This window comes from Streptomyces sp. PL-29, from assembly GCF_058344425.1.
In genome coordinates this window covers 4,773,977-4,800,187 of sequence record NZ_CP136996.1, presented here as the reverse complement: position 1 = coordinate 4,800,187, position 26,211 = coordinate 4,773,977, and the positions used below count along the sequence as shown (strand labels likewise).

The 26,211-nt window shown below is 74.3% G+C and carries 17 protein-coding genes; 6 read left to right on the top strand and 11 right to left on the bottom strand.

Annotated features, from left to right (window positions below):
- Positions 1-62: 62 nt before the first annotated feature.
- From lon to R4Z63_RS22260, 3 genes are all read right to left on the bottom strand, one after another.
- Positions 63-2,486 (bottom strand): endopeptidase La, encoded by a 2,424-nt coding sequence (lon, locus tag R4Z63_RS22270; RefSeq protein WP_384445403.1) that lies wholly within the window; start codon positions 2,484-2,486, stop codon positions 63-65.
- A gap of 145 nt (positions 2,487-2,631) precedes the next feature.
- A complete protein-coding gene (locus tag R4Z63_RS22265; protein WP_384445603.1) occupies positions 2,632-3,567 on the bottom strand; it encodes a sulfurtransferase in 936 nt (311 codons plus the stop codon).
- 158 nt (positions 3,568-3,725) lie between these two features.
- On the bottom strand, positions 3,726-5,114 hold the full coding sequence (locus tag R4Z63_RS22260) for a hypothetical protein (protein ID WP_384445401.1): 1,389 nt from the start codon (positions 5,112-5,114) through the stop codon (positions 3,726-3,728).
- A gap of 18 nt (positions 5,115-5,132) precedes the next feature.
- On the opposite strand from R4Z63_RS22260, the gene R4Z63_RS22255 reads away from it, so the two are divergent.
- The 5 genes from R4Z63_RS22255 to R4Z63_RS22235 all read left to right on the top strand — a co-directional run bounded on the left by R4Z63_RS22255 (position 5,133) and on the right by R4Z63_RS22235 (position 12,637).
- Positions 5,133-5,690, top strand: a complete 558-nt coding sequence (locus R4Z63_RS22255; protein ID WP_384445399.1) for a hypothetical protein — start codon at positions 5,133-5,135, stop codon at positions 5,688-5,690.
- Positions 5,691-5,898: 208 nt separating this feature from the next.
- Positions 5,899-6,639 (top strand): response regulator transcription factor, encoded by a 741-nt coding sequence (locus R4Z63_RS22250; RefSeq protein WP_037919764.1) that lies wholly within the window; start codon positions 5,899-5,901, stop codon positions 6,637-6,639.
- Positions 6,636-7,727 carry a HAMP domain-containing sensor histidine kinase gene (locus R4Z63_RS22245; RefSeq protein ID WP_384445397.1) on the top strand — a complete coding sequence of 364 codons (1,092 nt, stop codon included), beginning with the start codon at positions 6,636-6,638 and terminating at the stop codon, positions 7,725-7,727. Before R4Z63_RS22250 ends, R4Z63_RS22245 begins: the two co-directional genes overlap by 4 nt.
- 270 nt (positions 7,728-7,997) lie before the next feature.
- Positions 7,998-11,909: a multifunctional oxoglutarate decarboxylase/oxoglutarate dehydrogenase thiamine pyrophosphate-binding subunit/dihydrolipoyllysine-residue succinyltransferase subunit gene (locus R4Z63_RS22240; RefSeq protein WP_384445395.1), complete on the top strand. Its 3,912-nt coding sequence runs from the start codon at positions 7,998-8,000 to the stop codon at positions 11,907-11,909.
- A 440-nt stretch (positions 11,910-12,349) separates the two neighbouring features.
- Positions 12,350-12,637: a hypothetical protein gene (locus R4Z63_RS22235; RefSeq protein ID WP_384445393.1), complete on the top strand. Its 288-nt coding sequence runs from the start codon at positions 12,350-12,352 to the stop codon at positions 12,635-12,637.
- A gap of 229 nt (positions 12,638-12,866) precedes the next feature.
- Here R4Z63_RS22235 and R4Z63_RS22230 read toward each other — a convergent pair whose 3' ends face one another.
- From R4Z63_RS22230 to R4Z63_RS22195, 8 genes are all read right to left on the bottom strand, one after another.
- Positions 12,867-13,106, bottom strand: a complete 240-nt coding sequence (locus tag R4Z63_RS22230; RefSeq protein ID WP_491522637.1) for a hypothetical protein — start codon at positions 13,104-13,106, stop codon at positions 12,867-12,869.
- Positions 13,018-15,927: an FxSxx-COOH system tetratricopeptide repeat protein gene (gene fxsT / locus R4Z63_RS22225; protein WP_491522579.1), complete on the bottom strand. Its 2,910-nt coding sequence runs from the start codon at positions 15,925-15,927 to the stop codon at positions 13,018-13,020. Before fxsT ends, R4Z63_RS22230 begins: the two co-directional genes overlap by 89 nt.
- Before the next feature lie 64 nt (positions 15,928-15,991).
- Positions 15,992-17,248 (bottom strand): HEXXH motif domain-containing protein, encoded by a 1,257-nt coding sequence (locus R4Z63_RS22220; RefSeq protein ID WP_384445389.1) that lies wholly within the window; start codon positions 17,246-17,248, stop codon positions 15,992-15,994.
- Positions 17,245-18,612 carry an FxsB family cyclophane-forming radical SAM/SPASM peptide maturase gene (locus tag R4Z63_RS22215; RefSeq protein WP_384445387.1) on the bottom strand — a complete coding sequence of 456 codons (1,368 nt, stop codon included), beginning with the start codon at positions 18,610-18,612 and terminating at the stop codon, positions 17,245-17,247. The genes R4Z63_RS22220 and R4Z63_RS22215 overlap by 4 nt, the downstream gene beginning before the upstream one ends.
- Before the next feature lie 389 nt (positions 18,613-19,001).
- The gene (gene fxsA / locus R4Z63_RS22210) at positions 19,002-19,202 is read right to left on the bottom strand and encodes an FxSxx-COOH cyclophane-containing RiPP peptide (protein ID WP_037919758.1); all 201 of its coding nucleotides are present in this window, start codon (positions 19,200-19,202) and stop codon (positions 19,002-19,004) included.
- A gap of 100 nt (positions 19,203-19,302) precedes the next feature.
- The gene (locus R4Z63_RS22205) at positions 19,303-22,617 is read right to left on the bottom strand and encodes an SAV_2336 N-terminal domain-related protein (RefSeq protein ID WP_384445384.1); all 3,315 of its coding nucleotides are present in this window, start codon (positions 22,615-22,617) and stop codon (positions 19,303-19,305) included.
- A gap of 6 nt (positions 22,618-22,623) precedes the next feature.
- Positions 22,624-23,646, bottom strand: a complete 1,023-nt coding sequence (locus tag R4Z63_RS22200; RefSeq protein ID WP_037919756.1) for an AAA family ATPase — start codon at positions 23,644-23,646, stop codon at positions 22,624-22,626.
- A 41-nt stretch (positions 23,647-23,687) separates the two neighbouring features.
- On the bottom strand, positions 23,688-25,841 hold the full coding sequence (locus tag R4Z63_RS22195; protein WP_037919755.1) for a VMAP-C domain-containing protein: 2,154 nt from the start codon (positions 25,839-25,841) through the stop codon (positions 23,688-23,690).
- A 133-nt stretch (positions 25,842-25,974) separates the two neighbouring features.
- Between R4Z63_RS22195 and R4Z63_RS22190 the strand changes: the two genes are divergently transcribed.
- Positions 25,975-26,160: a DUF6104 family protein gene (locus R4Z63_RS22190; RefSeq protein WP_007266501.1), complete on the top strand. Its 186-nt coding sequence runs from the start codon at positions 25,975-25,977 to the stop codon at positions 26,158-26,160.
- Positions 26,161-26,211 lie beyond the last annotated feature (51 nt).

Sequence of the window (26,211 nt, the reverse complement as noted above, 5' to 3'; positions counted from 1 at the left end):
ACGGCCCGGGACCCCGCCGCAGCGGGCCACCGGGCCGTCCTGCACCGTCGGGCGGCGGGCCGTCAGGCGATGGCGGCGACCGGTGCCTGCGCACCCTCCAGGGCCAGCTCCAGCACCTGGCGGACGTCGGTCACCGGGTGCACCTGCAGTCCCTCCAGCACCTCCGCCGGGACGTCGTCCAGGTCGGCCTCGTTGCGCTTGGGGATGACGACGGTGGTCAGCCCCGCTCGGTGAGCGGCGAGCAGCTTCTGCTTGACCCCGCCGATCGGCAGGACCCGTCCGGTCAGCGAGACCTCGCCGGTCATGGCCACGTCCGTGCGGACCTGCCGCCCGGACAGCAGCGAGGCGAGGGCGGTGGTCATGGTGATGCCCGCGCTCGGGCCGTCCTTGGGCACCGCTCCGGCCGGGAAGTGGATGTGCACGCCCCGGTCCTTCAGGTCGGCCACCGGGAGCTCCAGTTCGGCGCCGTGCGAGCGCAGGAAGCTCAGCGCGATCTGCGCCGACTCCTTCATCACGTCGCCGAGCTGGCCGGTGAGGGTCAGTCCGGCCGCGCCCGTCTCCGGGTCGGCCAGCGAGGCCTCCACGAACAGCACGTCGCCGCCCGCGCCGGTGACCGCGAGGCCGGTGGCCACTCCGGGGACGGCGGTGCGCCGCTCGGCCGGGTCCTGGGCGGACTCGGGCACGTGGTGCGGACGCCCGATCAGGCCCCGCAGCTCGCCGGCCCCGATGCGGTGGGGCAGTTCCCGCTCGCCCAGTTCGTGCTGGGCGGCGACCTTGCGCAGCAGCCGCGCGATCGCCCGCTCCAGGGTGCGCACGCCCGCCTCACGGGTGTACTCCCCCGCCAGCTTGCGCAGCGCGTCCTCTTCCAGGACCACCTCGTCGGCGGCGAGCCCGGCGCGCTCCAGCTGGCGGGGCAGCAGGTGGTCGCGGGCGATGACGACCTTCTCGTCCTCGGTGTAGCCGTCGAGGCGGACGAGCTCCATGCGGTCGGCGAGGGCCTCCGGGATGGCCTCCAACACGTTGGCGGTGGCCAGGAAGACGACGTCGCTCAGGTCCAGCTCGACCTCCAGGTAGTGGTCCCGGAAGGTGTGGTTCTGGGCCGGGTCGAGGACCTCCAGCAGGGCCGCGGCCGGGTCTCCCCGGAAGTCGGAGCCGACCTTGTCGATCTCGTCGAGCAGGACCACGGGGTTCATGGATCCGGCTTCCTTGACGGCCCGGACGATGCGGCCGGGCAGGGCGCCGACGTAGGTCCGGCGGTGGCCGCGGATCTCGGCCTCGTCCCGTACGCCGCCGAGCGCGACGCGGACGAACTTGCGTCCCATGGCGTGGGCCACGCTCTCGCCCAGCGAGGTCTTTCCGACTCCGGGCGGGCCCACGAGCGCAAGCACGGCGCCCCCGCGCCGGCCCCCGACGACGCCCATGCCGCGCTCACTGCGGCGCTTGCGGACGGCCAGGTACTCGGTGATCCGGTCCTTCACGTCGCTCAGACCGGCGTGCTCGGCGTCGAGCACGGCCCTGGCGCCCCGGATGTCGTACCGGTCCTCGGTGCGCTCGTTCCAGGGCAGTTCGAGCACCGTGTCCAGCCAGGTGCGGATCCAGGAACCTTCGGGGCTCTGGTCGCTGGACCGCTCCAGCTTGTCGACCTCCTTGAGCGCGGCCTCGCGTACCTTCTCCGGGAGGTCGGCGGCCTCGACGCGGGCCCGGTAGTCGTCGGACTCCTCGCCGTCCTTCTCGCCGTTCAGCTCGCGCAGTTCCTTGCGCACGGCTTCCAGCTGGCGGCGCAGCAGGAACTCGCGCTGCTGCTTGTCGACGCCGTCCTGGACGTCCTTGGCGATGGACTCGGCCACGTCCTGTTCGGCGAGGTGGTCGCTGAGCGCCTTGACCGCGAGCCTGAGGCGGGCCACCGGGTCGGCGGTCTCCAGCAGTTCGACCTTCTGCTCGACCGTCAGGAACGGCGAGTAGCCGGAGTTGTCCGCGAGCGCGGAGACCCCTTCGATCTGCTGGACGCGGTCCACGACCTGCCAGGCCCCGCGCTTCTTGAGCCAGCTGGTGGCGAGGGCCTTGTACTCCTTGACGAGCTCGATCGCGGCGCCCGGCAGCGGATCGGGGACGCTCTCGTCCACGGTCTCGCCCTCGACCCAGAGCGCGGCCCCGGGTCCGGTGGTACCGGCGCCGATACGGACGCGGCCGAGGCCGCGGATGAGCGCGCCGGGGTCGCCGCCGGAAAGCCGCCCGACCTGTTCGACGGTTCCGAGCACGCCCGTCGCCGCGTACCTGCCGTCGATCCGCGGCACGAGCAGCACCCGGGGCTTCCCTCCCCCGGACGCCGCCGGGAGGGACCCCCGGCCCGCCGCGGCCTGGGCGGCCTCGACGGCTCCTCGCACCTCGGCGTCGGACAGGTCCAGCGGGACCACCATTCCGGGCAGCACGACCTCGTCGTCGAGCGGCAGCACGGGCAGGGTGAGCGTTATGGACGTCGAAGCCATGATCTTCCCTCCGGCAGTGAAGTTGAGCTATGCCGACTCAATGCATCTGCGCGCCTCAGTGTTCCCCCACTCCTGTTCGCCTGGGGCGAACGGGCACACGGTGGCCTCCCGGGCGGTCCCGGCGGCGGGCGGCACGCACCCGCCGTCACCGGCCGGGGCCGGTGGCCACCGGACGGGACGGCGAGGGCAGGCCCCACTCGCTCCAGGAGCCGTCGTACACCGCCAGGTCCCGGTAGCCGGCGAGGTCGGCGCCCAGGGCCAGGACGCACGCGGTCACCCCGGAGCCGCAGCTGAAGCGGAGGCCTTCGCGGCCGCCCGCGGCCGCCTCGAAGGCCGCGCGCAGTTCCCCGGGCGGGCGCATCAGGCCGTCGGGGCGCTGGAGTTCGCCGAACGGGAGGCTGACGGCGCCCGGCATGTGGCCGCCGCGCAGGCCCGGACGGGGTTCGGGGGCGGTGCCCTCGAAGCGCTCGCGGGTACGGGCGTCCAGTACGGCCGAGTCCGGGTCGACCAGGGCCGCGGCGACGGCCTCGGCGTCGATCAGCAGCCCCGGACGGGGCCGGGCGGTGAAGGAGCCGCGCGGGCCCTCGTACCGCGGGCCGGTGGTCTCGACGGGCAGTCCGGCCGCCGTCCAGGCGGGCAGGCCGCCGTCCAGGACGGCGGCCCGGTCGAAGCCCGTGGCGCGCAGCATCCACCAGGCGCGGGCGCTGGAGTAGAGGCCGGCGCCGTCGTAGACGACGACGGTGTCGGTGTCGTGGAGGCCGAGGGAGCGCATCGCCTCGGTGAAGGCGGCGGGGCCGGGCATGGTGTGCGGGACGGGGGCCGCGTGGTCGGAGAGGTGGCCGTCCAGGTCGAAGGGGCGGGCGTTCGGAATGCGACGTCCGGCGGCGCGGTGGACGCCGACGGAGGCGTCGAGGACGACCAGTCCGGGGGCGCCCAGCCGGGCCGCGAGCCAGTCGGCGCCGACCAGCGGTCCCGGGTGCGCGGGCCCGGGCTCGCGGGACCCCGGCCGGCCGGACCGGACAGGTCCGCACCCCGCGCGGTCGGGCTCGGGACGGCCGGGCTCGGGCAGGGGCATGGGCATGGGCATGGCGGCACCTCCTGGAGGCTCGCGGGCGGTGTCACGGCCCGCCAGCGGTACGACGCGGTCGGCCCCATCCTGCGGCGCGCCCCCGCCGGGCCTTCAACCGCCCCGGGCGGCGGGCCCGTGCGGGGAGCCGGCACCCCCTTCCGGCCACGGCACTAGGCTCCCGCGCAGCCGCCCGGCCGGGCGTAGACGGCGATCCGAGCGCCCCGCACGTCGGTGACCGAGCAGAGGTCGAAGCTTCCGGCCAGCACCTCCCGCTTGGCCTCCTCGCGCGGGTACGGGTCCAGGGGCTGGCCCACCGGGTCCTGCAGGGCGATCACCCGGGGCGAGGCGAGGAGGGCGGCGCGGATGTCTTCCGGGGGCAGCTCGGTGCCCTGGAGGCTGTGCGAGGCGGCCGGGCCGGCGGCGAGGGCGGCGTCGCGCAGGCCCGCGTAGACGTCGGGCGAGGACAGCAGCCACTCGCGCCGGCGGGAGGGCATGAACACCACCGTGTCCCCCGGGCGGGCCCGCTCCCGCACCTCGGCGGCCACCGCGAGGACGTCGTCCTTGCGGCTCTCCGGGGTGCGCAGCCACACCGACCAGACGCCGAACGGCACGAGCAGGGCGCCGGCCAGCACCCACGGCCACCATCCGCGGGCGGCGGCGAGCCGGGCGCCGGCCAGTAGGGCGGGCCCGGCCAGCGCGTAGAGCACGTACCGGTCGACGTACCAGGGTTTGACCAGCGAGACCGCCATGAGCAGTCCGGGCGGGAGCAGGACCAGGGGCAGGGCGACCCGTACGAGGTCCTTGGGGGCGCCCCGCGCGAGGAGCAGGGAGGCGGCACCCACCACGGCGTAAGCGGCCCAGTCCTGCCAGCTCGGCCGGCCGAGCCAGCCGAGCTGCTGCGGCGCCTGGCGCACGCTGACCACGGCGAGCGGCAGCAGCAGGGCCGCGACGGCCGCGGCGCTCCACCGCCATCCGCGCGCGTGGCGGGCGGTGAAGGCGTGGGCGAGCAGCGCCAGCGCGGCGAACTCGTGCAGCCAGCAGCCGATCAGCAGGACGGCGCTGTAGGCGACCCAGCGTTCGCGGAGCATCAGGTACGTGGACCACACCACGGCGGCCGCGACGAGTGCGTACGAGCGGCCCTCCTGCGCGTACGCCTGGACGGGCGGGAGGACGGCGTACACGCAGCCGGCGAGGAGTGCGGCCCGCTCCCCCACGAGCCGGTGCGCGACGGCAGCCACGCCCGCGGCGGCGAGGGTGGTGGCGGCGACGGAGGGCAGCCGCAGTGCCCACAGGCCGCCGTCCCAGACCTGGAACACTCCGTGTATGAGGACGTAGTACAGGCCGTGCACGGCGTCGACCCGGCCGAGGAGATCGAGGATTGCGCCGGGCGCGCGGTGCGCCACCTGCCAGGTGACGGACTCGTCGCGCCACATGCTGCCGCCCCGCTCCAGGCCCCAGAGGCCGAGGGCCGCGGCGAGCAGCGGCGGGAGCGTCCGCCATGGCGCGATGCGTCGGATGGCGGCCTCCTGAAGCTGTCGGATCGAGGGTGCGGACTCCATACTCGGGGGTGGACCCGAGTGTCTGCGGAGGTGGGTGTGCGCGCGTTCCGGGCAGTGGCGGCGGTGCTTCTGGGTGGGGTGGTCCTGGCGGGGTGCGGACCGTCCGATTCCGGTGGTGGCGACGACGCGCCGCCGCAGGGCTCCACGGGGGCGGGCGCGAGCGCCAGCGCGCGTACGAGCACGAGCGCGGCCCCCGACACAGGCGCGAGCCCCGGCGCGAGTGCGGTGCCCGCCCCCGGCGAGACCCTGGTCCGGGTCACCCGCAGCGGGGGCTTCGCGGGCGAGACCCACACTCTCATCGTGAAGGGTGACGGGTCCTGGTCCCGGCTGGACGCGAAGGCGAAGCCGGAAGGCACCGGAAGGCTGTCGGAGCCGGAGCTGGCGGCGCTGCGCACCGCGCTCCGGGAGGCGGACTTCGCCCGTCAGCCCAGGATCGCCACGGGCGGCCCCACGGTCTACGACGGCTTCTTCTACGCCTTCGTGCACGGCGGGTACGAGGTCGCGGGCGACCAGGGGTCCCTGCCGCCGGCCCTGACGAAGGTGGCGGAGGCGCTGCCGCCGTTCACCCAGGAGTGAGTTCCCGCGGCGGCCGGACCGGGAGTCCGCGCGGCCGGGCGCACCGCTGCCGCCCGCCGGAATCCGGTCCCGTGGCGGGGCGCACACCCGGTACAACCCATTCCATTTACTCAGGTCCACCGCATATGCCGTGACCGAACCCCACGTAGCCGCAGGCCGGAGCCTCCTCTACGCTGCACCCCATTCAGCGGGATCTTCAGGGGCGGACATGGAACAGACACACACCACCCACACCGGCGCCGCGGCAACACCCGGTGCCCAGCGGCGTGTGCTCGTCGTCGAGGACGACCGCACCATCGCGGAGGCCATCTCGGCCCGGCTGCGCGCCGAGGGTTTCCAGGTGCAGACGGCCGCCGACGGCCCGGCGGCCGTCGCCGCGGCGGAGAGCTGGCTGCCCGAGCTGCTGGTCCTCGACGTCATGCTGCCCGGCTTCGACGGGCTGGAGGTCTGCCGCCGGGTCCAGGCGCAGCGCCCGGTCCCGGTGCTGATGCTCACCGCCCGGGACGACGAGACCGACCTGCTGGTCGGGCTGGGAGTCGGCGCCGACGACTACATGACGAAGCCCTTCTCCATGCGCGAGCTGGCCGCGCGCGTCCATGTGCTGCTGCGGCGGGTGGAGCGGGCCACGATCGCCGCGCACACCCCGCGCGGCGCCACCCTGCGCCTGGGCGACCTGGAGATCGACCACGCGCAGCGCCGGGTGCGGGTGCAGACCGAGGACGTCCACCTGACCCCGACCGAGTTCGACCTGCTGGTGTGCCTGGCCGGGACTCCGCGGGCGGTGCTGTCCCGGGAGCAGCTGCTGGCCGAGGTCTGGGACTGGGCCGATGCCTCGGGCACCCGTACCGTCGACAGCCACATCAAGGCCCTGCGGCGCAAGATCGGCGCCGAGCGGATCCGTACGGTCCACGGCGTCGGGTACGCCCTGGAGACCCCGGCCCAGCCGTGAACGGCCGGGCGGAGGGACCACCGCGGCACCAGCGGCACACCGGCGGGCTGCGGCCCTTCTCGCCGTTCTCGATCAAGACCAAGCTCGGCACGCTCGTGGTGGTCTCGGTCTTCATCACCACCGGCCTGCTGCTGGTGGCCCTGCGCACCGACACCGAGCTGCGGTTCATCACCGTCTTCTCGGTGATCGCCTCGATGCTGATCACGCAGTTCGTCGCGCACAGCCTCACGGCGCCGCTGGACGACATGACGACGGTGGCCCGGGCGATATCCCACGGCGACTTCACCCGGCGGGTGCGAGGCGCCGGACGCCGCGACGAGCTGGGTGACCTGGCCTCCACCATCAACCTGATGGCGGACGACCTGGAGGCCGTGGACCGGCACCGCAAGGAACTCGTCGCCAACGTCTCGCACGAGCTGCGCACACCGATCGCCGCGCTGCGTGCGGTGCTGGAGAACGTCGTCGACGGGGTCTCCGCCGCCGACCCGGAGACCATGCGCACCATGCTGAAGCAGACCGAGCGCCTCGGCCGGCTCGTGGAGACCCTGCTGGACCTGTCCCGGGTGGACAACGGGGTGGTGCCACTGCGGGCCCGCCGCTTCGAGGTGTGGCCGTACCTGTCCGGGGTGCTGAAGGAGTCGGGGCTGGCGGCCGCCGGCCGGCCGGGGCTGCTCTCCGGTTCCGGTGGGCACACCCGCAACGACGTCCACCTCCACCTGGACGTCTTCCCGCCCGACCTGTGCGCGTACGCCGACGCCGAGCGGCTGCACCAAGTGGTGGCCAACCTGATCGACAACGCGGTCAAGCACAGCCCGCCGCACGGCCGGGTCACCGTCCGGGCCCGGGCCGGGGACCCGCCGGACAGCCTGGCGCTGGAGGTCCGCGACGAAGGGCCCGGGATCCCGGAGGCCGAGCGCCACCGGGTCTTCGAGCGGTTCAACCGGGGCAGCGCCCGCAGCGGCGACGGCGGCACCGGTCTGGGCCTGGCGATCGCCCGCTGGGCCGTGGAGCTGCACGGCGGGCGGATCGGGGTGGCCGAATCGTCTCGGGGCTGCCGCATCCTCGTCACGCTTCCGGGCAGCTCATAGGTCCCGTGTTGACGTAGGGTTCGACTGGAAAGGACATGATCTCGGCCACACGTACCCGGGGTCCGTCAGGGGTGCGAAGCCAAGAGGCCGCAACCTGGCTGCCTCCTACCCGAACCAGGCTGGTTTCCCGCCATTCCACGTCACGAAACCCGCCGTTCGATGTGACCTGCATGACGTAAGTCCCGCCCGGCCTGCATGCAGCGGCCGAGGAGGCGTAGCCTTTATTCCCGCTGTCCATACCTTGTGAAGCGGAAGAGGGCGGTTGCCGCCGTGTCGCCACAGTCCCCCAGTAACTCGAGCACCACGACCGAAGCAGCAGAGGGCGGGAAGAACCCTGCCTCAGGCTTCGGCGCGAATGAGTGGCTCGTCGACGAGATCTATCAGCAGTACCTCCAGGACCCGCAGTCGGTCGACCGGGCCTGGTGGGACTTCTTCGCCGACTACAAGCCGGGGGGCGCTGCCGCTCCGGTGACGTCGGCCGGTCCCGACAAGTCCACGCCGACGGACGGCGCCTCCGCACAGGCCGCCACCGCCGTCGCCCGGACCCCGCAGGTCGCCGACGCCGCCACGGGGGCGGCGGACGCCGCGCCCGCGCGCACGGCGACGCCGACTCCTCCGCCTGTGTCAGCTCCTGCCCCTGCTCCTGCCATCCCCTCTGGTGCCCCTGCTGTGACTGTCACCTCCCAGGCCCCGGCCGCCGCACCGGCCGCGCCCGCCACCGCCCCCGTAACGCCTCAGAAGGCCGCGCCCCCCGTTGCGAGCACCGGCTCCACCGGAGCGGCTGGCGCCGCGCCCGCCACCGAGGCCCCCGCGGGCCCCGAGCTGGTGACGCTCCGCGGCCCGGCGGCAGCCGTGGCCAAGAACATGAACGCCTCCCTCGACGTCCCGACGGCCACCTCCGTCCGCGCCGTCCCGGTGAAGCTGCTGTTCGACAACCGCATCGTCATCAACAACCACCTGAAGCGGGCCCGGGGCGGGAAGATCTCCTTCACGCACCTCATCGGCTACGCCATGGTCCAGGCCATCAAGGCCATGCCGTCGATGAACTACTCCTTCGCGGAGAAGGACGGCAAGCCGACCCTGGTCAAGCCCGACCACGTGAACTTCGGCCTCGCCATCGACCTGGTGAAGCCCAACGGCGACCGCCAGCTCGTCGTCGCCGGCATCAAGAAGGCCGAGACCCTCAACTTCTTCGAGTTCTGGCAGGCCTACGAGGACATCGTCCGCCGCGCCCGCGTCGGCAAGCTGACGATGGACGACTTCACCGGCGTGACCTGCTCCCTCACCAACCCCGGCGGCCTGGGCACCGTCCACTCCGTGCCCCGTCTGATGCCCGGACAGTCGGTCATCATGGGCGTCGGCTCCATGGACTACCCCGCCGAATTCCAGGGCACCTCGCAGGACACCCTGAACAAGCTGGGCATCTCCAAGGTCATGACCCTGACCTCGACTTACGACCACCGGGTCATCCAGGGCGCGGCCTCCGGCGAGTTCCTGCGCATCGTCGCGAACCTGCTCCTCGGCGAGGACGGCTTCTACGACTCCGTCTTCGAGTCGCTGCGCATCCCGTACGAGCCGGTCCGCTGGAACCGCGACATCGACGCCAGCCACGACGACGACGTCACGAAGGCCGCCCGGGTCTTCGAGCTGATCCACTCCTACCGGGTCCGCGGCCACGTCATGGCCGACACCGACCCGCTGGAGTACAAGCAGCGCAAGCACCCCGACCTCGACATCACCGAGCACGGCCTCACCCTGTGGGACCTGGAGCGCGAGTTCGCCGTCGGCGGCTTCTCCGGCAAGTCCATGATGAAGCTGCGCGACATCCTCGGCGTGCTGCGCGACTCGTACTGCCGCACCACCGGCGTCGAGTTCATGCACATCCAGGACCCGAAGCAGCGCCGCTGGATCCAGGACCGCATCGAGCGGCCGCACACCAAGCCGGAGCGCGAGGAGCAGCTGCGCATCCTGCGCCGCCTGAACGCCGCCGAGGCCTTCGAAACCTTCCTGCAGACGAAGTACGTCGGCCAGAAGCGCTTCTCCCTGGAGGGCGGCGAGTCCGTCATCCCGCTGCTCGACGCCGTCATCGACTCGGCCGCCGAGGCCCGGCTCGAAGAGGTCGTCATCGGCATGGCCCACCGCGGCCGCCTGAACGTCCTGGCGAACATCGTCGGCAAGTCGTACGCGCAGATCTTCCGCGAGTTCGAGGGCAACCTCGACCCGAAGTCCATGCACGGCTCCGGCGACGTCAAGTACCACCTCGGCGCCGAGGGCACCTTCACCGGCCTCGACGGCGAGCAGATCAAGGTCTCGCTCGTCGCGAACCCCTCGCACCTGGAGGCGGTCGACCCGGTTCTGGAGGGTGTCGCCCGCGCCAAGCAGGACGTCATCAACAAGGGCGGCACGGACTTCACGGTCCTCCCGCTCGCGCTCCACGGGGACGCGGCCTTCGCCGGCCAGGGTGTCGTCGCCGAGACGCTGAACATGTCGCAGCTGCGCGGCTACCGCACCGGCGGCACCGTGCACGTGGTCATCAACAACCAGGTCGGCTTCACCGCCGCCCCGGAGTCCTCGCGTTCCTCCATGTACGCGACCGACGTGGCCCGCATGATCGAGGCGCCGATCTTCCACGTGAACGGCGACGACCCGGAGGCCGTCGTCCGCGTCGCACGGCTCGCCTTCGAGTTCCGCCAGGCGTTCAACAAGGACGTGGTCATCGACCTCATCTGCTACCGCCGCCGTGGCCACAACGAGTCCGACAACCCGGCCTTCACGCAGCCGCTGATGTACGACCTGATCGACAAGAAGCGCTCGGTGCGCAAGCTCTACACCGAGTCGCTCATCGGTCGCGGCGACATCACCCTGGAAGAGGCCGAGCAGGCGCTCCAGGACTTCCAGGGCCAGCTGGAGAAGGTCTTCGCGGAGGTCCGCGAGGCCGCCACGCAGCCCGCCGTCTCCGCGGCGCCGACGCCGGACCAGGCCGACTTCCCGGTCTCGGTGAACACCGCGATCTCCCAGGACGTCGTCAAGCGGATCGCCGAGTCCCAGGTCTCCATCCCCGAGGGCGTCACCGTCCACCCGCGTCTGCTGCCGCAGCTCCAGCGCCGCGCGGCGATGATCGACGAGGGCACCATCGACTGGGGCATGGGCGAAACCCTCGCCTTCGGCTCGCTGCTGATGGAGGGCACCCCGGTCCGGCTGTCCGGCCAGGACTCCCGCCGCGGCACCTTCGGCCAGCGCCACGCGGTGCTCATCGACCGCGAGACGGGCGAGGACTACACCCCGCTGCTGTACCTCTCGGACGACCAGGCCCGCTACAACGTCTACGACTCGCTGCTCTCCGAGTACGCGGCCATGGGCTTCGAGTACGGCTACTCGCTGGCCCGTCCGGACGCGCTGGTGCTGTGGGAGGCCCAGTTCGGTGACTTCGTCAACGGCGCCCAGACCGTCGTCGACGAGTTCATCTCCTCGGCCGAGCAGAAGTGGGGCCAGACCTCCGGCGTCACCCTCCTGCTCCCCCACGGCTACGAGGGCCAGGGCCCGGACCACTCGTCCGCCCGCCCGGAGCGCTTCCTCCAGCTGTGCGCGCAGAACAACATGACGGTCGCGATGCCGACCCTGCCGTCGAACTACTTCCACCTGCTGCGCTGGCAGGTGCACAACCCGGCCCACAAGCCGCTGGTCGTCTTCACCCCGAAGTCGATGCTCCGCCTGAAGGCCGCGGCGTCGAAGGCGGAGGAGTTCACGAGCGGTTCGTTCCGCCCGGTCATCGGTGACTCCACCGTGGACGCGAACGCGGTCCGCAAGGTCGTCTTCTGCGCCGGCAAGGTCTACTACGACCTGGAGGCCGAGCGCGAGAAGCGCGGCATCACGGACACGGCGATCATCCGCATCGAGCGCCTGTACCCGCTGCCGGGTGCCGAGCTCCAGGCCGAGATCGCCAAGTTCCCGAACGCGGCGAAGTACATCTGGGCCCAGGAGGAGCCGGCGAACCAGGGTGCGTGGCCGTTCATCGCGCTGAACCTGATCGACCACCTCGACCTGGCGGTCGGCGCGGACGTCCCGGCGGGCGAACGCCTGCGGCGCATCTCGCGCCCGCACGGCTCGTCGCCGGCGGTGGGCTCCGCGAAGCGTCACCAGGCGGAGCAGCAGCTCCTGCTGAACGAGGTCTTCGACGCGTAATCCCCGCAGCACCAGGAAGGCCCGGCCCCGCAAGGGGCCGGGCCTTCCGGCATTCCCCGCGCCAAGGCGTCTCCCCCCTGCGACGAGCGATCTCGTTCACCCGGTCCCGGGTCGCGCCCGCCGTCGCCACCATGCGCACCAGGTGCGCCAGGTGCGCCAAGAACGGCGCGCCCACGGTCGACCGCTTCGCGGCCTCCGCCTGCCGAATCGACAACTACCGCACGCGTTCGCATGCTTACGGAAAGAGACGGCCTTCTCTTTTTGTGCGCACAGGGAAACCGATAGGGCCCGGATTCCGGAAGTCTCCGACATGACAAGCGATCCCCCAGCAGCCTCGCCCTCGTCCAGCCCAGGCCAGGTGCCGGCCATCAGCCCGGAGCTCCTCGACCGTGCTCGCGCCGGCTGGGAGCGCTTCGTTGCCTCCCTTGAGGAATCATCCGATGACTGAACGGTACGAGTACCTTCCTCACCCCCTGCTGCGCCGCCGTGTACGCGATGTCACGTCCGGGATCGAGGGCGAGCTCATGGCTGTGATCAGCGAGGACGTCTCGGACTCGGTCCATCCCCTCTGGGTGGACCTGGCCTATGTCCGGGGGCCGTCCGGCCGCGAATTCTCCACGGCGGTCGACAACATCGAGTCAGCCGACCTTCCCCCCAGGTCACCGCACCCGACCGGCCGGCACGAACCGGACAGACGAGGGGACGGACGGGCCCCCGAACATCCCTGACCACCGCCCCGGCGAAACACCGCCCACCGCAGCCGGTGTGCCGCGATGCGGCACACCGGTGCGGAGTTCGCCTGCACCGTACGCAGCACGGCAGGGCGTCGCCTCGCGCCCCGCTCCCCAGAGGGCGGGTGGGCAACCACCGGCTCGGGTGGTGGGGCCGGGGGGCGCCGAGTACGCAGGCACGCGTACCCGCTCCTCCCCCGCCCGTGTTGGCGCCCCCGTACCGCCCTTACGGCTGTGGCTCGAAGTCCCAGTACGGTCTGGAGCGTTGTTTCGCCGAGACCGTGTGGACGTGTTGGGCGCCCAGGGTGCGGGTCAGGCCCTTGATGCCCGCGTCCTCGTGTGTGCCGGCCTCCGTGTCCTCGCGTACGGACCGCAGGTCAGCGGCCAGGGCGATCTGAGCGCTCAGGGTCATCGGGTGCTCGGGGCCCAGGACCCGCTCGGCCGTGCGCAGGGTTTCCCGGCTCAGGTCCAGGGCGTCCTCCAGCCGGCCGTTGATGTTGCGGTGTCCGGTGGCGTTGAGGGCGCAGCCGAGGGTCCAGGGGGTGCCGGCTGCCGAGTGCGCCGCGCATGCCGACCAGCGCCTGCTCGGCCAGGGAGAGGCCCTCGGCGCGTTCGCCCTGGGCGCGCAGGACCAGGCCGAGGTTGCCGACCGTGCCGATGCTGTACGGGTGGGCGAGGCCGAGCTGCGACTGGTAGCCGCGGACCACGTCCTCGGAGATCCGGCGGGCCTCGCCGATGTCGCCGTACTCCCTGAGGTAGGTGGCGTAGTCGGAGGCGACCATCAGCGTCCACGGGTAGTCGACGCCGAAGACGCGGGTCGCGCGTTCCCAGACGGTGCGCAGGCGCAGGCCGGCCCCCGGGATGTCGCCGGAGCGGCGCAGGCACAGGCCGAGGTTGTGTTCGGCGCGCAGGGTCTGGGGGTGGCCGAGTCCGAGTACCTGGGTGTTGAGTTTGACGCCCTGTTCCTGCCGGGTCTGGGCCTCTCGGTAGCGGCCCATGAGCCGGAGTCCCATGGCGCACGCGATGCCGGAGGCGAGGGTGGAGATGTGCAGGGGCATCAGGACGCGTTCGCGGCGGCGCAGGGTGTCCAGGTCGAGGTCGTAGGCGTCCTGGTAGCGGCCGAGCAGCCGGTAGGTGGCGGCGAGGTTGTTCTGGGCGTCGAGGGTGATGGAGTCGTCCTCGCCGAGCAGTTCGCGGTAGGTGGCGAGGCAGTGCTCGAAGATCTCGCGGGCGGGTTCGAACTTGGCGATGCAGAGCAGGACGCCGCCGTAGGCGCTGGTGGCGCGCAGGCTCTCCAGGTCCTGGTCGCCGCGTTCGCCGGTGAGCCGGTCGGCGACGGCCCGGGTGAGGGTCTCGGCGCGGCGGAACAGGCCGAGGTTGCGCAGGGAGTTGCCGTACTGGTAGCTGAGCTCTCGGACCTTGGGGTGGTCCTCGCCGAGCCTGGCCCGCCAGATCTGGTCGGTCTCCTCGCACAGGTGCAGGCAGGTGCGGTATTCGCCGGCGAGGATCAGGTAGCGCAGGCAGTGCAGCAGGAAGTTCTGGATCCGCGGGTTGCTGCTGGTGATGGCGCCGGAGGGGAGGAGGTGGGGGACGAGTTCGGCGTAGCGGGGCCAGAGCCGGGAGTCGGAGGGCCGGCCGGGGTCGGCGGCGGCGAGGACCTGGCGGACGGCCCGGGCGAGGGGCTCGGCCTCCTCCTCGGAGAGGTCCTCGCGGACGATGCCGTGGACCATGCGGTGGAGCTGTACGGTCTCCAGCCCGCCGCCGCCCTCCTCCACGGGGAGGTCGGAGTACTCCAGTCGTACGACGGAGAACTGGACGAGCTTGTTGAGCGCGCCGTTCCACCGGATCTGGTCGTTGATGAGGCCGGCGAGCTGTTCGGGCACGTCGTCGGCGGGGAATTCGCGCAGCAGGCGCAGGGGGACCGGGCCGGGGGCGAAGAACACGAACAGCCGCAGCAGGGCGAGGGCGTCGGGGAAGTTCTCCCGGACGTTGTTGAGGAGTATCGCGAGGGCGGTGGGGAAGGGCAGCGGGTAGTCCTCGGAGACGGTGACGGCCTCGCGGGAGTCCATCCGGCGCTGAAGGAGGGCGAGGTAGTCGCCGACGGGCAGCGGGGAGTCGGCGAGCCAGCCTGCGGTCTGGTCGAGGGCGAGCGGGTAGTCCTCCAGGGCCTCGGCGAGCTGGTCGGCCTCGTCGGCGGTGAGGCGCAGGGCGCGGCGGCGGATGAAGGTGATCGATTCGGGGCGGGCGTAGAGGGGGACCTCGACGAGGCTGGTGTGCCGGGCGGCCCATTCGCGGTTGCGGGAGGTGATGATGACGTCGCCGGAGCCGCCCGAGGGGAGCAGGTCGATGAGGTCGTCGGGGTTGTCGCAGCCGTCGAAGACCATCAGCCACCGGCTGAACGGGGTTCCGCGGCGCAGCGCTTCGAGGACGGCCCTGATCTGCTCGCCGTAGCTGCCGGCGCCTCGGGGGAGGCCGAGGGCGGGGGCGAGTTCGGCGAGGCGTTCGCGCAGGGTGGGGCGGTCCTCGGCGGGGACCCACCACACGACGTCGTACTCGGAGGCGAAGCGGTAGGCGTATTCGGTGGCGACCTGGGTCTTGCCGACGCCGGAGAGGCCGAGGAGGGTGACGGTGGACGCGCCGGGCGGTGCTTCGGCGAGGGCCTGGCGCAGGGTGCCGATGACGTCGTTGCGGCCGGTGAAGCGGGGGTTGCGGCGCGGGACGCGGCCCCAGATCTCGGGCGGGTCGTTGGGGAAGCGGGGACCGCGGCGGCCGGTTTCGGTGCCGATGCGGTCGGTGGGCAGTTCGAGTCGGCGCAGTACGCGGTATTCGGCCTCGTAGGCGTCGAGGCCCCACAGGTCGGTCTTCTCCAGTACGGCGACGGCGCTGGGCAGGGGCGCGTCGGTGAGGCAGACGGCGGCGAATCGGTCCGGGTGGGTGTCGGTGACCGCGCGCAGGGCGGTGTTCCACTCGTCGTCGGTGTGGGTGCCGGCGGAGAAGTAGCGTTCGCTGAGGACGAGGAGGACGCGGCTGCCGGAGCGGGCGAGGTCGTCCAGGGCCTGGGTGAGGCCGGGGCTGTTCTGCGGGTCCCAGCGCTGGAGGGCGACGCGGTGGCCGTGTTCCTCCAGGCGGTGGGCGATCCACACGGCCCAGGGGCGGTTGAACCCCGCGAAGCTGATGACGAAGCGCTGGGGCCGCTGGGGTTGCTGCGGCAGGAGAGGCTGCTGGGGCTGTTGCGGTTGGGGAGGCTGTTGCGCCGATTCGCGGTCCTGCCGGCTACCGGTGGTCATGCGGCCGTCTCCCTGGGCTGCGGGCGGTGGACGGGACTGAAAAGGTACCGCAGCGGACGGCCCGTCAGACCTTCACGAACGGGGCGAGTTCGGGGTGTTCCTCGCACCAGGCGCGGCGTTCGCGGTCGACGGTACGGCGGGCCGCGGCGTGCTGGTCGCCGGGGGGCGGTAGCTCGTCCATGGCCCGTTCGGCGGCGGCCATGGCGTCGGTGAACTCCCGTCCCGCCGTGGTCAGTCGGTCGTGTGCGCGCAGGGCGGGGAGGACGGCGGCGACCTGGGCGCGGATGCGGGCGTGCTGGGCCCAGGCGCCGCGGGCTCCGTAGAGCGCGGCGCGCTGCCAGTACCCGGCCAGCGCCAGGTGGGCGTAGGTGCCGTGCAGGAGTCCCTCCAGGGGGCGGGGGTCGCTGCGCCAGGGGGCCCAGTGGCGGGGCGCGGCGTCGGCGGTGTGCAGGGTCAGGACGTCGGCGAGGGCGGTCAGTTTGCCGTGCTGCACCTCGTGGACGAGGGTCGCGGCGAGAGCGGGCGGGGCCTGTGCGCGGGCGAGCACGGACCCGGCGGCCGCGGGCAGGGTGGCGCCGCTGGAGCGGGACCCGCCGGCCAGCGGTACGAGGGAGCGCAGCAGTTGTACGGTCTCCTCCGCGCGGACGGTGTCGTAGCGCTGGAGCAGGGTGAGCGCACCGGACCACTGGGTGTCCCACCGTTTGTGGCCCTTGGCGGTAAGGCGGCGGGCGGGGCGCAGGGGTGCGGGCCGTGCGGGGCAGGGCGCCCGGTAGGGGTCGAGGTCGTCGAGGGCGGTGCGGCCTCCGGGCAGTGCGTGCAGGGGCAGTGTGGCGGGGTCGTCGGGGTCCCAGGAGCGTTCGGTGAGCACGAGCGGGCCGGGGCGGTCCGGGCGCAGCAGGCCGAGCGTGGGCAGGACGAGGCGGCCGTGCACGGGCCGAAGGGTGTGGGTGAAGGGGATCCCCGCGCGCAGGGCGGCGGCCGCGGCGAGGGCGCCGAGGTGGGCGAGGTCGGGCGGCGGGCCGAAGGGGGTGTGCAGCCTGCGCAGGGTCTCCTCGGCCCAGACACCGGTGGCGGGGTAGTGCAGTACGTCGCGTACGGCGGCGGGGGCGCGGCGTTCGGCCTCCTCCAGCAGGGCCCAGTGCTCGGCGGCCTGGCCGGCGCTGCCGCCGGGGGCTGCGTCGAGGACGGCGCGGAGCAGGACCAGGCGTTTGGAGCGGCGTACGTCGCGGACCAGGCGGGTGCCTTCCGGGGAGGGCTCGGTGGAGGCGAGGGCGCGCAGGGTGTGGGAGGACACGCTGAAGGCGGTGAGGGCGGCGGTCATGAGGCGGCCGCCGGGGGGCGGGCGGCGGTGGCGCGGCGCGGGCCGCCGGCGGCGTGCTGGACGGCGGCGGCGATGTGCCGGATGAGGACCTGGAGGTCGGCGCAGTAGACGGACGGCTGCCGGAAGCCCTCGCCGGCGCGGTAGCGGTGCGGGTAGTGGCCGCCGCCGCAGACCTCGACGAGTTCGCAGGTGCGGCATCCGGCGGCGAGGGCGTCCCGTCCGAGCTGGCGGGCGGCGAACCCGGGGTGGTCGAGGAGTTGGTCGAAGCTGTGGGTGTCGAGGGCCATGCCGGTGGCCGTGGCCCCCTCGTACGCGGATTTCAGCGAGTCGGCCTGTTCGATGGAACCGTCGGTCTCGATGACGGCGGTGGCGGCGGGCGCGAGCCCGAGGGTCTCGGTGGTGGCGGGCAGTCCGAACAGCAGGGCGATGATCTCTTCGAAGAGGCGGATGCGGGTGCGTCGTGCTCCGTCGTGCCACCAGCGTTCGAAGACGGCGAGGAGCCAGTCGGCGTACGGGTTCCCGCCGGGCCGGCGGTCTGGGCCCGGGGGCGGCGGGGCGCTCCAGTTGGCGAGCGGGAGCAGCAGGCCGACGGTGGGCGGGGCGAAGGCGAGCAGGGATTCGTAGGTCTCCACCGGGTCGTGGGCGAGGTCGACGACGCAGAGCACGCCGGCGTAGCTGTCGGGGTGGCGTGCGAGCAGGCGCAGGCCGCGGGCGGCGGCGCCGAAGCCGGGGCGGCCGCCGTGGTCGACGCGGCGGGTGTTGTGCGCGGGCAGCCCTCCGTCGAGGCTGACGCCGATGCGGATCCCGGCGGCGGCGAGGGCGGCGAGGCGGCCGCGGGTGAGGAGGGTGCCGTTGGTCTGGACGGTGGCGGTGATCCGGGTGCGGGGGGTGGTGGCGGCGAGGGCGGCGCGCACGGCTTCCACGGGCGCGGCCAGTGCGGCGGGGGCCGTGAGGAGGGGTTCGCCGCCGTGCAGGACCAGGTCGACGCGGGGCAGGTCGTGGGCGGCGGCGTGCTCGGCGATCCGCTGCGCGGCGCGGGCGGCGGTGGTCGGGTCCATGGCGACGGGCTGGTCGCGCCAGCCCTGGTCGGCCATCTCGTAGACGTAGCAGTAGGTGCAGGCGAGGTTGCAGCGGCTGCGGGTCTTGAGCACGAACTGGCGGATGGGACGGGGCGGATGGCCTGCCGCCCGCGCGGCGGCGACGTCGAGCCGGGTGTAGGGCCAGGGGGCGTTGCGGGCGTGCCGGGACGCGTGCGCCGCGGGGCCGGCCGCCGGCCGGACGGGGCCCGGGGCGGTGTGCGGCGCGGGGCCGGCCGGTCCGGCGGACGCGGGTGGCGGGGAGCCGTTCGTGATCGCTCGCCGCATCGCCGCGCTCCCTCCCCGCCCCACCGCCGGGGCGCCCCGGCGGACGGTCCATCCCTGCCCTTCCGCCGGTCCCGGCTAACGGCGGAAAGTGGTCAACTCGCCCGCACCGGACCGCTCTCGGACCTGCGTCCGTGGCCCGAACCCGTGCCCGAAGGGGGCGGTCCGGCAGCGGGGCCGCCGCGCGGGGACGTGCCCGGTGCCGCCGGCGCCGTCGGGCCGGGCCGGGCCTGCGGGGCGCAGGGTTCGGATCCTGGTGCGGGAGGCGGCACGGGACGGGAGGGGGCCCGGGGCGGACCTCGGCCGGGCGGGGCACGAGGGCCGGACGCCCCATCGGCGTCGGGATCGCGCCGGGTGTGCTGCCGGGGCGGGCTTCCGGGGACCGGCGGGGGTCAGGCAGCGCTGGAGTCGTAGGCGTTGAGGATTTCGGCCGGGTGGGCCACGCGTTCCACCAGGCCTTCGATCACCTCGGCCAGTACGGGATGGTCGATCCCGCGCAGCGCGGCCAGGTCGAGCCCGGAGAGGTCCGGCAGCCGCCCGGGGCAGCCGGTGCCGGTGGCCGCCGGCACCACGTCCTGACGTTTCGTCACCATGTGCCGCCGCTCCCCATGTCGCGTCGCATTCCGGACGGTCCCCTGCCTTTTCCCCCGGGGCGGTCGGCGGAAACAGCGGGCCGTGCCCGCGGTGCGGCCCTCACTGCCCCGCCTCCAGGGCCCGCACCCGCGCACGCAGCCCTTCGGAGCGCCCGTCGGGGTCGGCACCGATCCGCTTCCACAGCTGTAGCGCCGAGCGGTACTCCTCCAGGGCCGCCCTGGGCCGGGCGAGCCGCTCCAGCACCTCCCCGCGGGACTCCTGCACCCGGGCGGCCAGGCGCAGCGCGGTGTCCTCGCGGCCCGCCCGGCCGTCGGGCTCCTCGCGTCCCTCGTGGTCGTCGCGGCCCTCGCGGTCCGCCTCCAGGGCCGCCCGCCAGGCCAGCCGGTAGGACTCGGCGGCCCGGTCGAGGCGGTCCGCGGCCCGTGTGTGGCCGTGGATCTCCTGCTGCACATCGGCGTGGTCCCGCCAGGCGCGGGCCCGTTCGAGCGGGCCGCGGCTGTTGCGGACGGCCAGTTCCAGCAGGTACTCCGCCTCCCGCAGGTCCACCGCGTCCCTGTCGTACGCGTGGCGCAGCCGCAGCCCGGTGGCCAGCCGCACCAGCCGGTGGGCGGCTCCCGGGTCGGACTGCGGGACGGCCGCCCGGCTCTCGCGCAGGACGCGTACGGCCGCCCCGGTGAAGCGGCGACCGCCGGCGCCGCGGGCGCGTTCCAGCAGGACGTCGCCCCACTCGGGAAGGAGGTCCCGGAAGGCCTCCCCATCGCGGGGCGCGAGCCTGCGGGCACGGCCGTAGGCCTCGGCCGCGTCCTCCAGCGCCACCGGGTCGGCGTCGCGGGCGTACCGCTCGCGGTGGACCCGGGCCAGGCACAGCAGGGCGGCCACCCGCAGCTCCGGATCCCCGCCGGTCTCCTCCAGAACGGTGGCCAGCTGCGCGGCGGCCTCCTCCAGCCGCGCCGGAAGGTGCCGCAGCGCGTCGGCCAGTTCCACCCGCACCCGCCCGGATCCGGCCCGGGACACCGCCCCGGATCCGGATCCGGCCGGCGGTGCGCTCAGGGCCGCCGCCAACCGGCCGGCGGCCTCTTCGGCCAGGGCGGTGCGCTCGGCCGGGTCGGGGGTGCGGGGCAGGAGCGCCAGCAGGACCCGGCCGAGGGCCCGGTGCAGCTCGTGGTGGGGTGCGGAGGCAGCCTCCGGGGCCGGTCCCGTGTCCTGCCCTGGTTCCCCGCCGGGGACGGAGCCCGCCAGGGGGGCCAGGGCCGCGCGGGCCGCGCGCAGCGCGTCCGTGTCGTCGCGCAGCCCGCCGAGCCGGATCAGGGTCTCGGCCCGCCGTACCGCGCAGTCCCGCCGCAGTTCCGGTGCGGCGGTGGGAGATGCGGCCGCCGCCGCGAACTCGCGGTCCGCCGCGGCGAGCAGCTCGGGGTCCGGGCCGGCGGCGAGCGCCCGCTCGTACAGCACCCGCCCGCGCGCCGCCCACGCGGCGGCGGTCCGCAGCCCGCTCACGGCCCGCTGGGCCTCGGCGAGGAGTTCCGGGTCGCGTTCGGCCGCCCACAACCGCAGCAGCGCGCCCGCCAGCTCCGTCTCGGCCTCCTCCGGCGGGTCCGCGGGCCCGACCGGGGCCGTGACCGCCCGCCGCAGGACCGCCACGGCCTCGTGCAGGGCCCGCGGACCCGCGTCGCCTTCGGCGTCCGCGTCCGCGAGGCGGTCCCGGGCGGCGCGCACCGCCCCGGCCCGGGCGGGCAGGGGGGCCGCCCGGGTCTCCCGTACCGCCTGCCCGTCCTGCGGCACACCGGGCAGGAAGCGCCGTACGACTTTGGCCGAAACCTGTGCGAAGGCCTGCGGGAGCCGCCCCCCGGGGTCCTGTTCCCCGTCGTCCGGCTCGGCGGCCTCCACCAGCGGTGCCATGCCGGTCAGCTGTGCGACCGCGAGGGCGGGGAAGTTGCGCACGCCGGCGCCGAAGTGCGCCCCTACGTACTCCGAGCAGTGTTTGAGGACCAGCGCGGCCTCGTCGCGGCCCAGCGGCCCCAGCAATACGTCCTGTACCCCGGGCACGAACTCGTACCAGTGTCCCGGGCCCGGTGCGCTGCGCCTCAGCAGCCCGCTGAGCAGTACTTCCGCCAGGTCCGACGGCTCGGAGTCCGGCAGCATCGTGCGCTGCACCAGGCGCATGACGGGCAGCGTCAGCGGGGCCGCCGACAGGTACACGGCCAGTTGTACGGCGCGGGGCGCGGCCGAGGAGCGGAACCGTGCGACGAGTTCGCGCGGCGGGCGGGCGGCGGGCGGTGGCGGGACGGGCGCGGCCGGGTGGTCCGCCCGTACCCGGCCCACCTCGGCGGCGACCGGCCCGGTGCCGAGGCCGGCGACGAGCCGGGCCCATGCCCCGAGCGCGGTCGGGCTCGGCGGCAGCACCGGCACGGCGATCCCGCCCGCGGGCCGGCCGGGCAGCGGCGGCCGGTCCGGCCGGAACCGCAGCTTCGGTCCGGCACCCTCCAGCCGGGCGAGGGTGCCCCGCTCGGTCGGCAGCCAGCTGCGCCCCCACAACCGCTGCGGCAGGGGCTGGACCACCATGCACGGGGTGCACTCGGCCCAGCGGTGCAGCAGCCGCTGGGCCTGGCCCTCGCGCCACAGCGGCCCGGCGCAGTCGGAGACGACCATGGTCAGGGCCCGGCCGGTCGGGTCCCGCAGCTGGTCACCCGAGCGCAGTGCGGAGCCGGGGCCGGGGCCGCGTCCGAGCGCCGCCGTGCCGTCCTGCCGGCGGTGCAGGTAGTGCACCTGGACGTCTCGGAAGGCCCCCAACCGCTCGCAGACGGAGCGCAGTTCCTCGAACATCTCCTGCCAGACCGCCATGGAGGGGGAGGCGTCCATCACGAGCCGTACGGTCGCCTCCCGCCGGGTCTCCGGCCGCAGCACCGGGATGAGCAGGCCGAGGGCGCGGGCGCTGGCGTCGGCGGTGGCGCCCTCGTCGATCACCAGCCGGGTGGGCGGGGCCGACGGTCGGTGCCGCTGGAGGGCCCGTAGGGCCCGCTGGACGTCGAGGATGCGGGGCAGGGCGGCGGCGCCGGGCACGCGTACGGGTACTCCGTACTCCTCGGGCGACTGCTCGGGCGGCTCGCCCCCGGCCTCGCCGGCGCGGTGCGCCCCGGGTGCGTAGAGCCGCACGGGGTCCTCGGGATCCGCCTCCGCCCGTGCGGGGTCCACGGACTCCACCACCGGATCATCGGATTCCGCTTCTGGCCCCGGGTCCCGGGTGCCCGGGAGGTCCGGTCCGGGACCGCGGATGTGCCCGGCGAGCCAGAGGGCGTCGGCGAGTTCCTCGGCGGAGGGATCGAGCCCGGCCGCCCGCAGCAGGGCGGCCAGTTCCGGAACGCCGGGTGCGGCGGACGGCGGCGCGGCGGGGCAGGGCGGTACGGCAGGTTCGGGCACGGCCGGTCACCTCGGTCGGTCGAGGCGCTGGATGAGCAGGTCCGCGAGGTCCTCCCGGGTCGCCGGGGAGGTGTAGTGGGTCAGGTAGACGGCGTTGAGGAGCTGGTCGGCGGCGACCAGTTCGGACTGCGAGCGGCCCAGGAACTCGCGGATCAGGTCGCCGCCGAGCCGGGCGGCTTCCTCTCCGAGGTGGGCGCGGACCATGGTGGCGAGGCGTTTCTCGCCGGGCTGCCCGAGTTTGAGCTGGATGCAGCGTCGCAGCAGGGCGGCGGGGAAGTCCCGTTCGCCGTTGCTGGTCAGGATGATGAAGGGGAAGGACCGGCAGCGGACCCGGCCGCCCCGCACGGTCACCTTCGCCCCGTCGTCGGTGAGCACCTCGACCTCGGGCTCGGTGTCGGCGACCCGCTCCAGCTCGGGGAGGGCGAACTCCCCCTCCTCCAGCACGTTCAGGAGGTCGTTGGGGAGGTCGATGTCGCTCTTGTCGAGTTCGTCGACGAGCAGCACGCGGGGCCGTGCGGTGGGCAGCAGGGCGGTGCCCAGGGGTCCGAGCCGGATGTACCTGCCGATACCGGGGACCGCGGCGGGTGTTCCCGCCCCGGCCGCCGCCCCGCCGGCCGCGAGCTGCACGTCCTGGAGGCGGGCGAGGGCGTCGTAGCGGTAGAGACCGTCCTGGAGCACGGTCCGCGACACCACCGGCCAGCGCAGCACCCGCCCCAGTTTCAGCTCGTGGGCGACGGAGTGCGCAAGGGTGGACTTCCCGGTTCCGGGAAATCCGGTCACCAGCAGCGGCCGCCGCAGGTACAGCGCCGCATTGACGGCCTCCAGCTCCTCGGGCTCCGGCCGGTGCAGTTCTGCGGCCTGCCGGTGCGCGCCGAGCCGGCGGGCGACGTTGCCCTCGGCGGCGGCGGCCGGGCCCGGCGCCACGAGGGGCCCGCCGTCGAAGTTCCGCCAGGGCGGCGGGTCGGGCAGGGCGTCGATGCCGTCGTGGGGTTCGCCGACCCCGCGGTAGATGAGCCAGTCGTCGTTCATGGTGCCTGTTCCCTCCCTCGAATCCGCCGGGCCGGCCGCCCTCACAGGTCGCCGTGGAGCGGCTCGACGTCCGGCAGCGGCCGCGCCGGGTCCTCCCACACCAGCCCCGCCCCTGCCGCCCAGTAGGCGTCCGGGTCCGCCCCGTGCGCCCGGCCCCGCAACGTCTGGAACCGCAGCGGCAGCACCTCCGCCCGCCCCGCGTCGGCCAGCTCCTCCCGCAGCCCGCGGTGGAACGGCGCGCACGGCACCCCGGGCTCCGGCGGCGGCCTGCGAGTCACGGCCACCCCGTAGCCGGCGTCCCGTACCGCGTGCAGCGACCCCAGTGTGGGCTCCTGGTCGGCGGCCCGGCAGTGCACCGGGACGGTGGTGTCGGGCAGGCCCGACAGCCACGCCGCGGACGGTGCGCGCGGACGGCCGCCCGCGCAGTCGGCCCGCTCGTCCTGGAGCGGTCCCGCCTGCACCCGGGTCCACCGGGCGGCGGCCCTGGCGGCCTCGTGGTCCGCCGGGTGGCCCTCCGGACCGCTCCGGCCCCGGTCCGCGCCCCGGGCGTCCGGACCGCCGGGGTGGCGCAGCACCACCGGCCGCTGCACGCCCAGCGGTACTCCGCCGGACACCGTCCAGTCCTCCACCGCCAGCCCGAACAGTTCGGGGGCCACCGCCACTTCGAGCAGGGCCGCGGCGACGTGGGTGTCGCAGCGCCGGAAGGCCTCGGCGAGCGGCGCCCGCAACCGCTCCGGCAGGTCCGCGACGGTGGCCCGCACGCCCGAGTCCACGGGGGTCAGCCGACCGGGGTGGGCCGGGCCCGCGAGCACCGAGACCCGCCAGTCGTACAGGTGCTCCCAGCCGTGGGCCCAGACCTCCAGCAGGACCGACGCCCCGGGCGGCAGTCCGCCGGCCCTCGGGGCGGGCCCGCCCGCCGCCCGGCCCGCCGAGGCGCGGCGGCGGCGCTCGCGCTCGGCGAGGCCCCGCTCGTGGCGCTCGCCCAGTTCACGCCGCAGCGGCCGCCACAGCCGCTCGGCCGTGGCCCGTACCCAGTCCCACAACTCCTCGTCGGCGCCCGGCGTCGGGGGTTCGCGGTAGTCGGCCACGCTGACGTCGGTCGCGTACCGGAGCATCGCCGCGGCCTCACCGCTGCCGCCCGGCGGGTCGTGCAGCAGTCCCAGCCCGTCGCGCCAGCTCAGCGGGGCCGGCGGCTGCGGGTCCGGTTCCTCACCGCGAACCGCCTCCACCAGGGCGCGCACCGCCTCGGAGGAGCTGGGCGGGGGCAGTTCGGCCAGCAGCCCGCACAGGGTGGTGCGTTCGCCGGGGGTGAGCCCTCCCCGGCCGCCGTACGGGTCCCGCTCCTGCGGCGGGAGCTCGCCGTGCACGTCGGTCCAGGTGCGGCGGTTGTCGAGGTCGCTGAGGTGCTGGTCGTAGTGGTACAGGTCGTGGGCCTGCATGATCCGGCGGTAGAGCCCGACCTGTCCCCGCGAGGCCATCGGGAGGGTGCGCAACTGTACGACGGAGACGGCGAGTCCGCCGCCTCCCGTCTGCCGTCGGGCCTTGACCACGCCGACGACCTCCCCGCGGGCCAGGTCCACGACCGGTCCGCCGGACATGCCGGGGTCGATCTCGTCGTCGGCGGCGAGCCGGATGGCGGCGCCGTTGCCGGCGGTGCCGCGCAGCCGGGTGGTGCGGCCGGTGATCTCGGGCGTGCCGAGGTCTTCCGTGCAGCCGAAGTAGGCGACCTCGTCGAAGCGCGGTCTGGAGCGGTCGGTCAGCCAGACGCAGGCGTGGGACACGGGGGCCAGGACCCGGACGAGTGCCAGGTCGGGCAGGTCCCACAGGGCGTGCCGGCCGGGCCTGCGCTCCTCCAGGCGCTCGGGCAGTACGCACTCCACGCGCCCGGTGACGGTCCCGGTGACGGCGCCCGGCGCGCCGGGGCCACCGTGGCGGGGTCTGCCGGAGTGGAAGGTGATGCCGACCTCACGGCCTGTCAGACGCATGGCGGCACCCCCTTCGCCGACCACGTGCGCGCACGTCAGGACCCAGCCGGGGGCGATGAAGAAACCGCTCCCCCAGGTGGGACCGGTCCGATGGCTGCCGGGGTTGTCATACCCGCCCGGCGGGGCGTGGACGCGTACCGTCGCCGCCTGGACGAGTGGTTCGAGGAGCTCGAAGGCGCGCGCCGTCCCGGTCGTGCGCCCGTCGGTCATCCACGCCCCCGCCCGCTCGTCGGACCTCCAGGCTAGCGCCGGGGACACCGGGGGCGGGAGGTGTCCCGGGCGCTGCGGATTATCCTGGCGGGAAACACCCCCTGCACGATCCCATCACGGCACGGAGCCCGACTTGTACTTCACCGATCGCGGCATCGAGGAGCTGGAGAAGCGGCGCGGCGAGGAGGAGGTCACCTTCGAGTGGCTCGCCGAGCAGCTGCGCACCTTCGTCGACCTGAACCCGGACTTCGAGGTCCCGGTGGAACGCCTGGCCACCTGGCTGGCCCGGCTCGACGACGAGGACGAGGACGACGAGTAGTCCGGCCGGGGCCGGACCACGGGCCGGTACGCAGAGGGGCCCGTCCGCGAT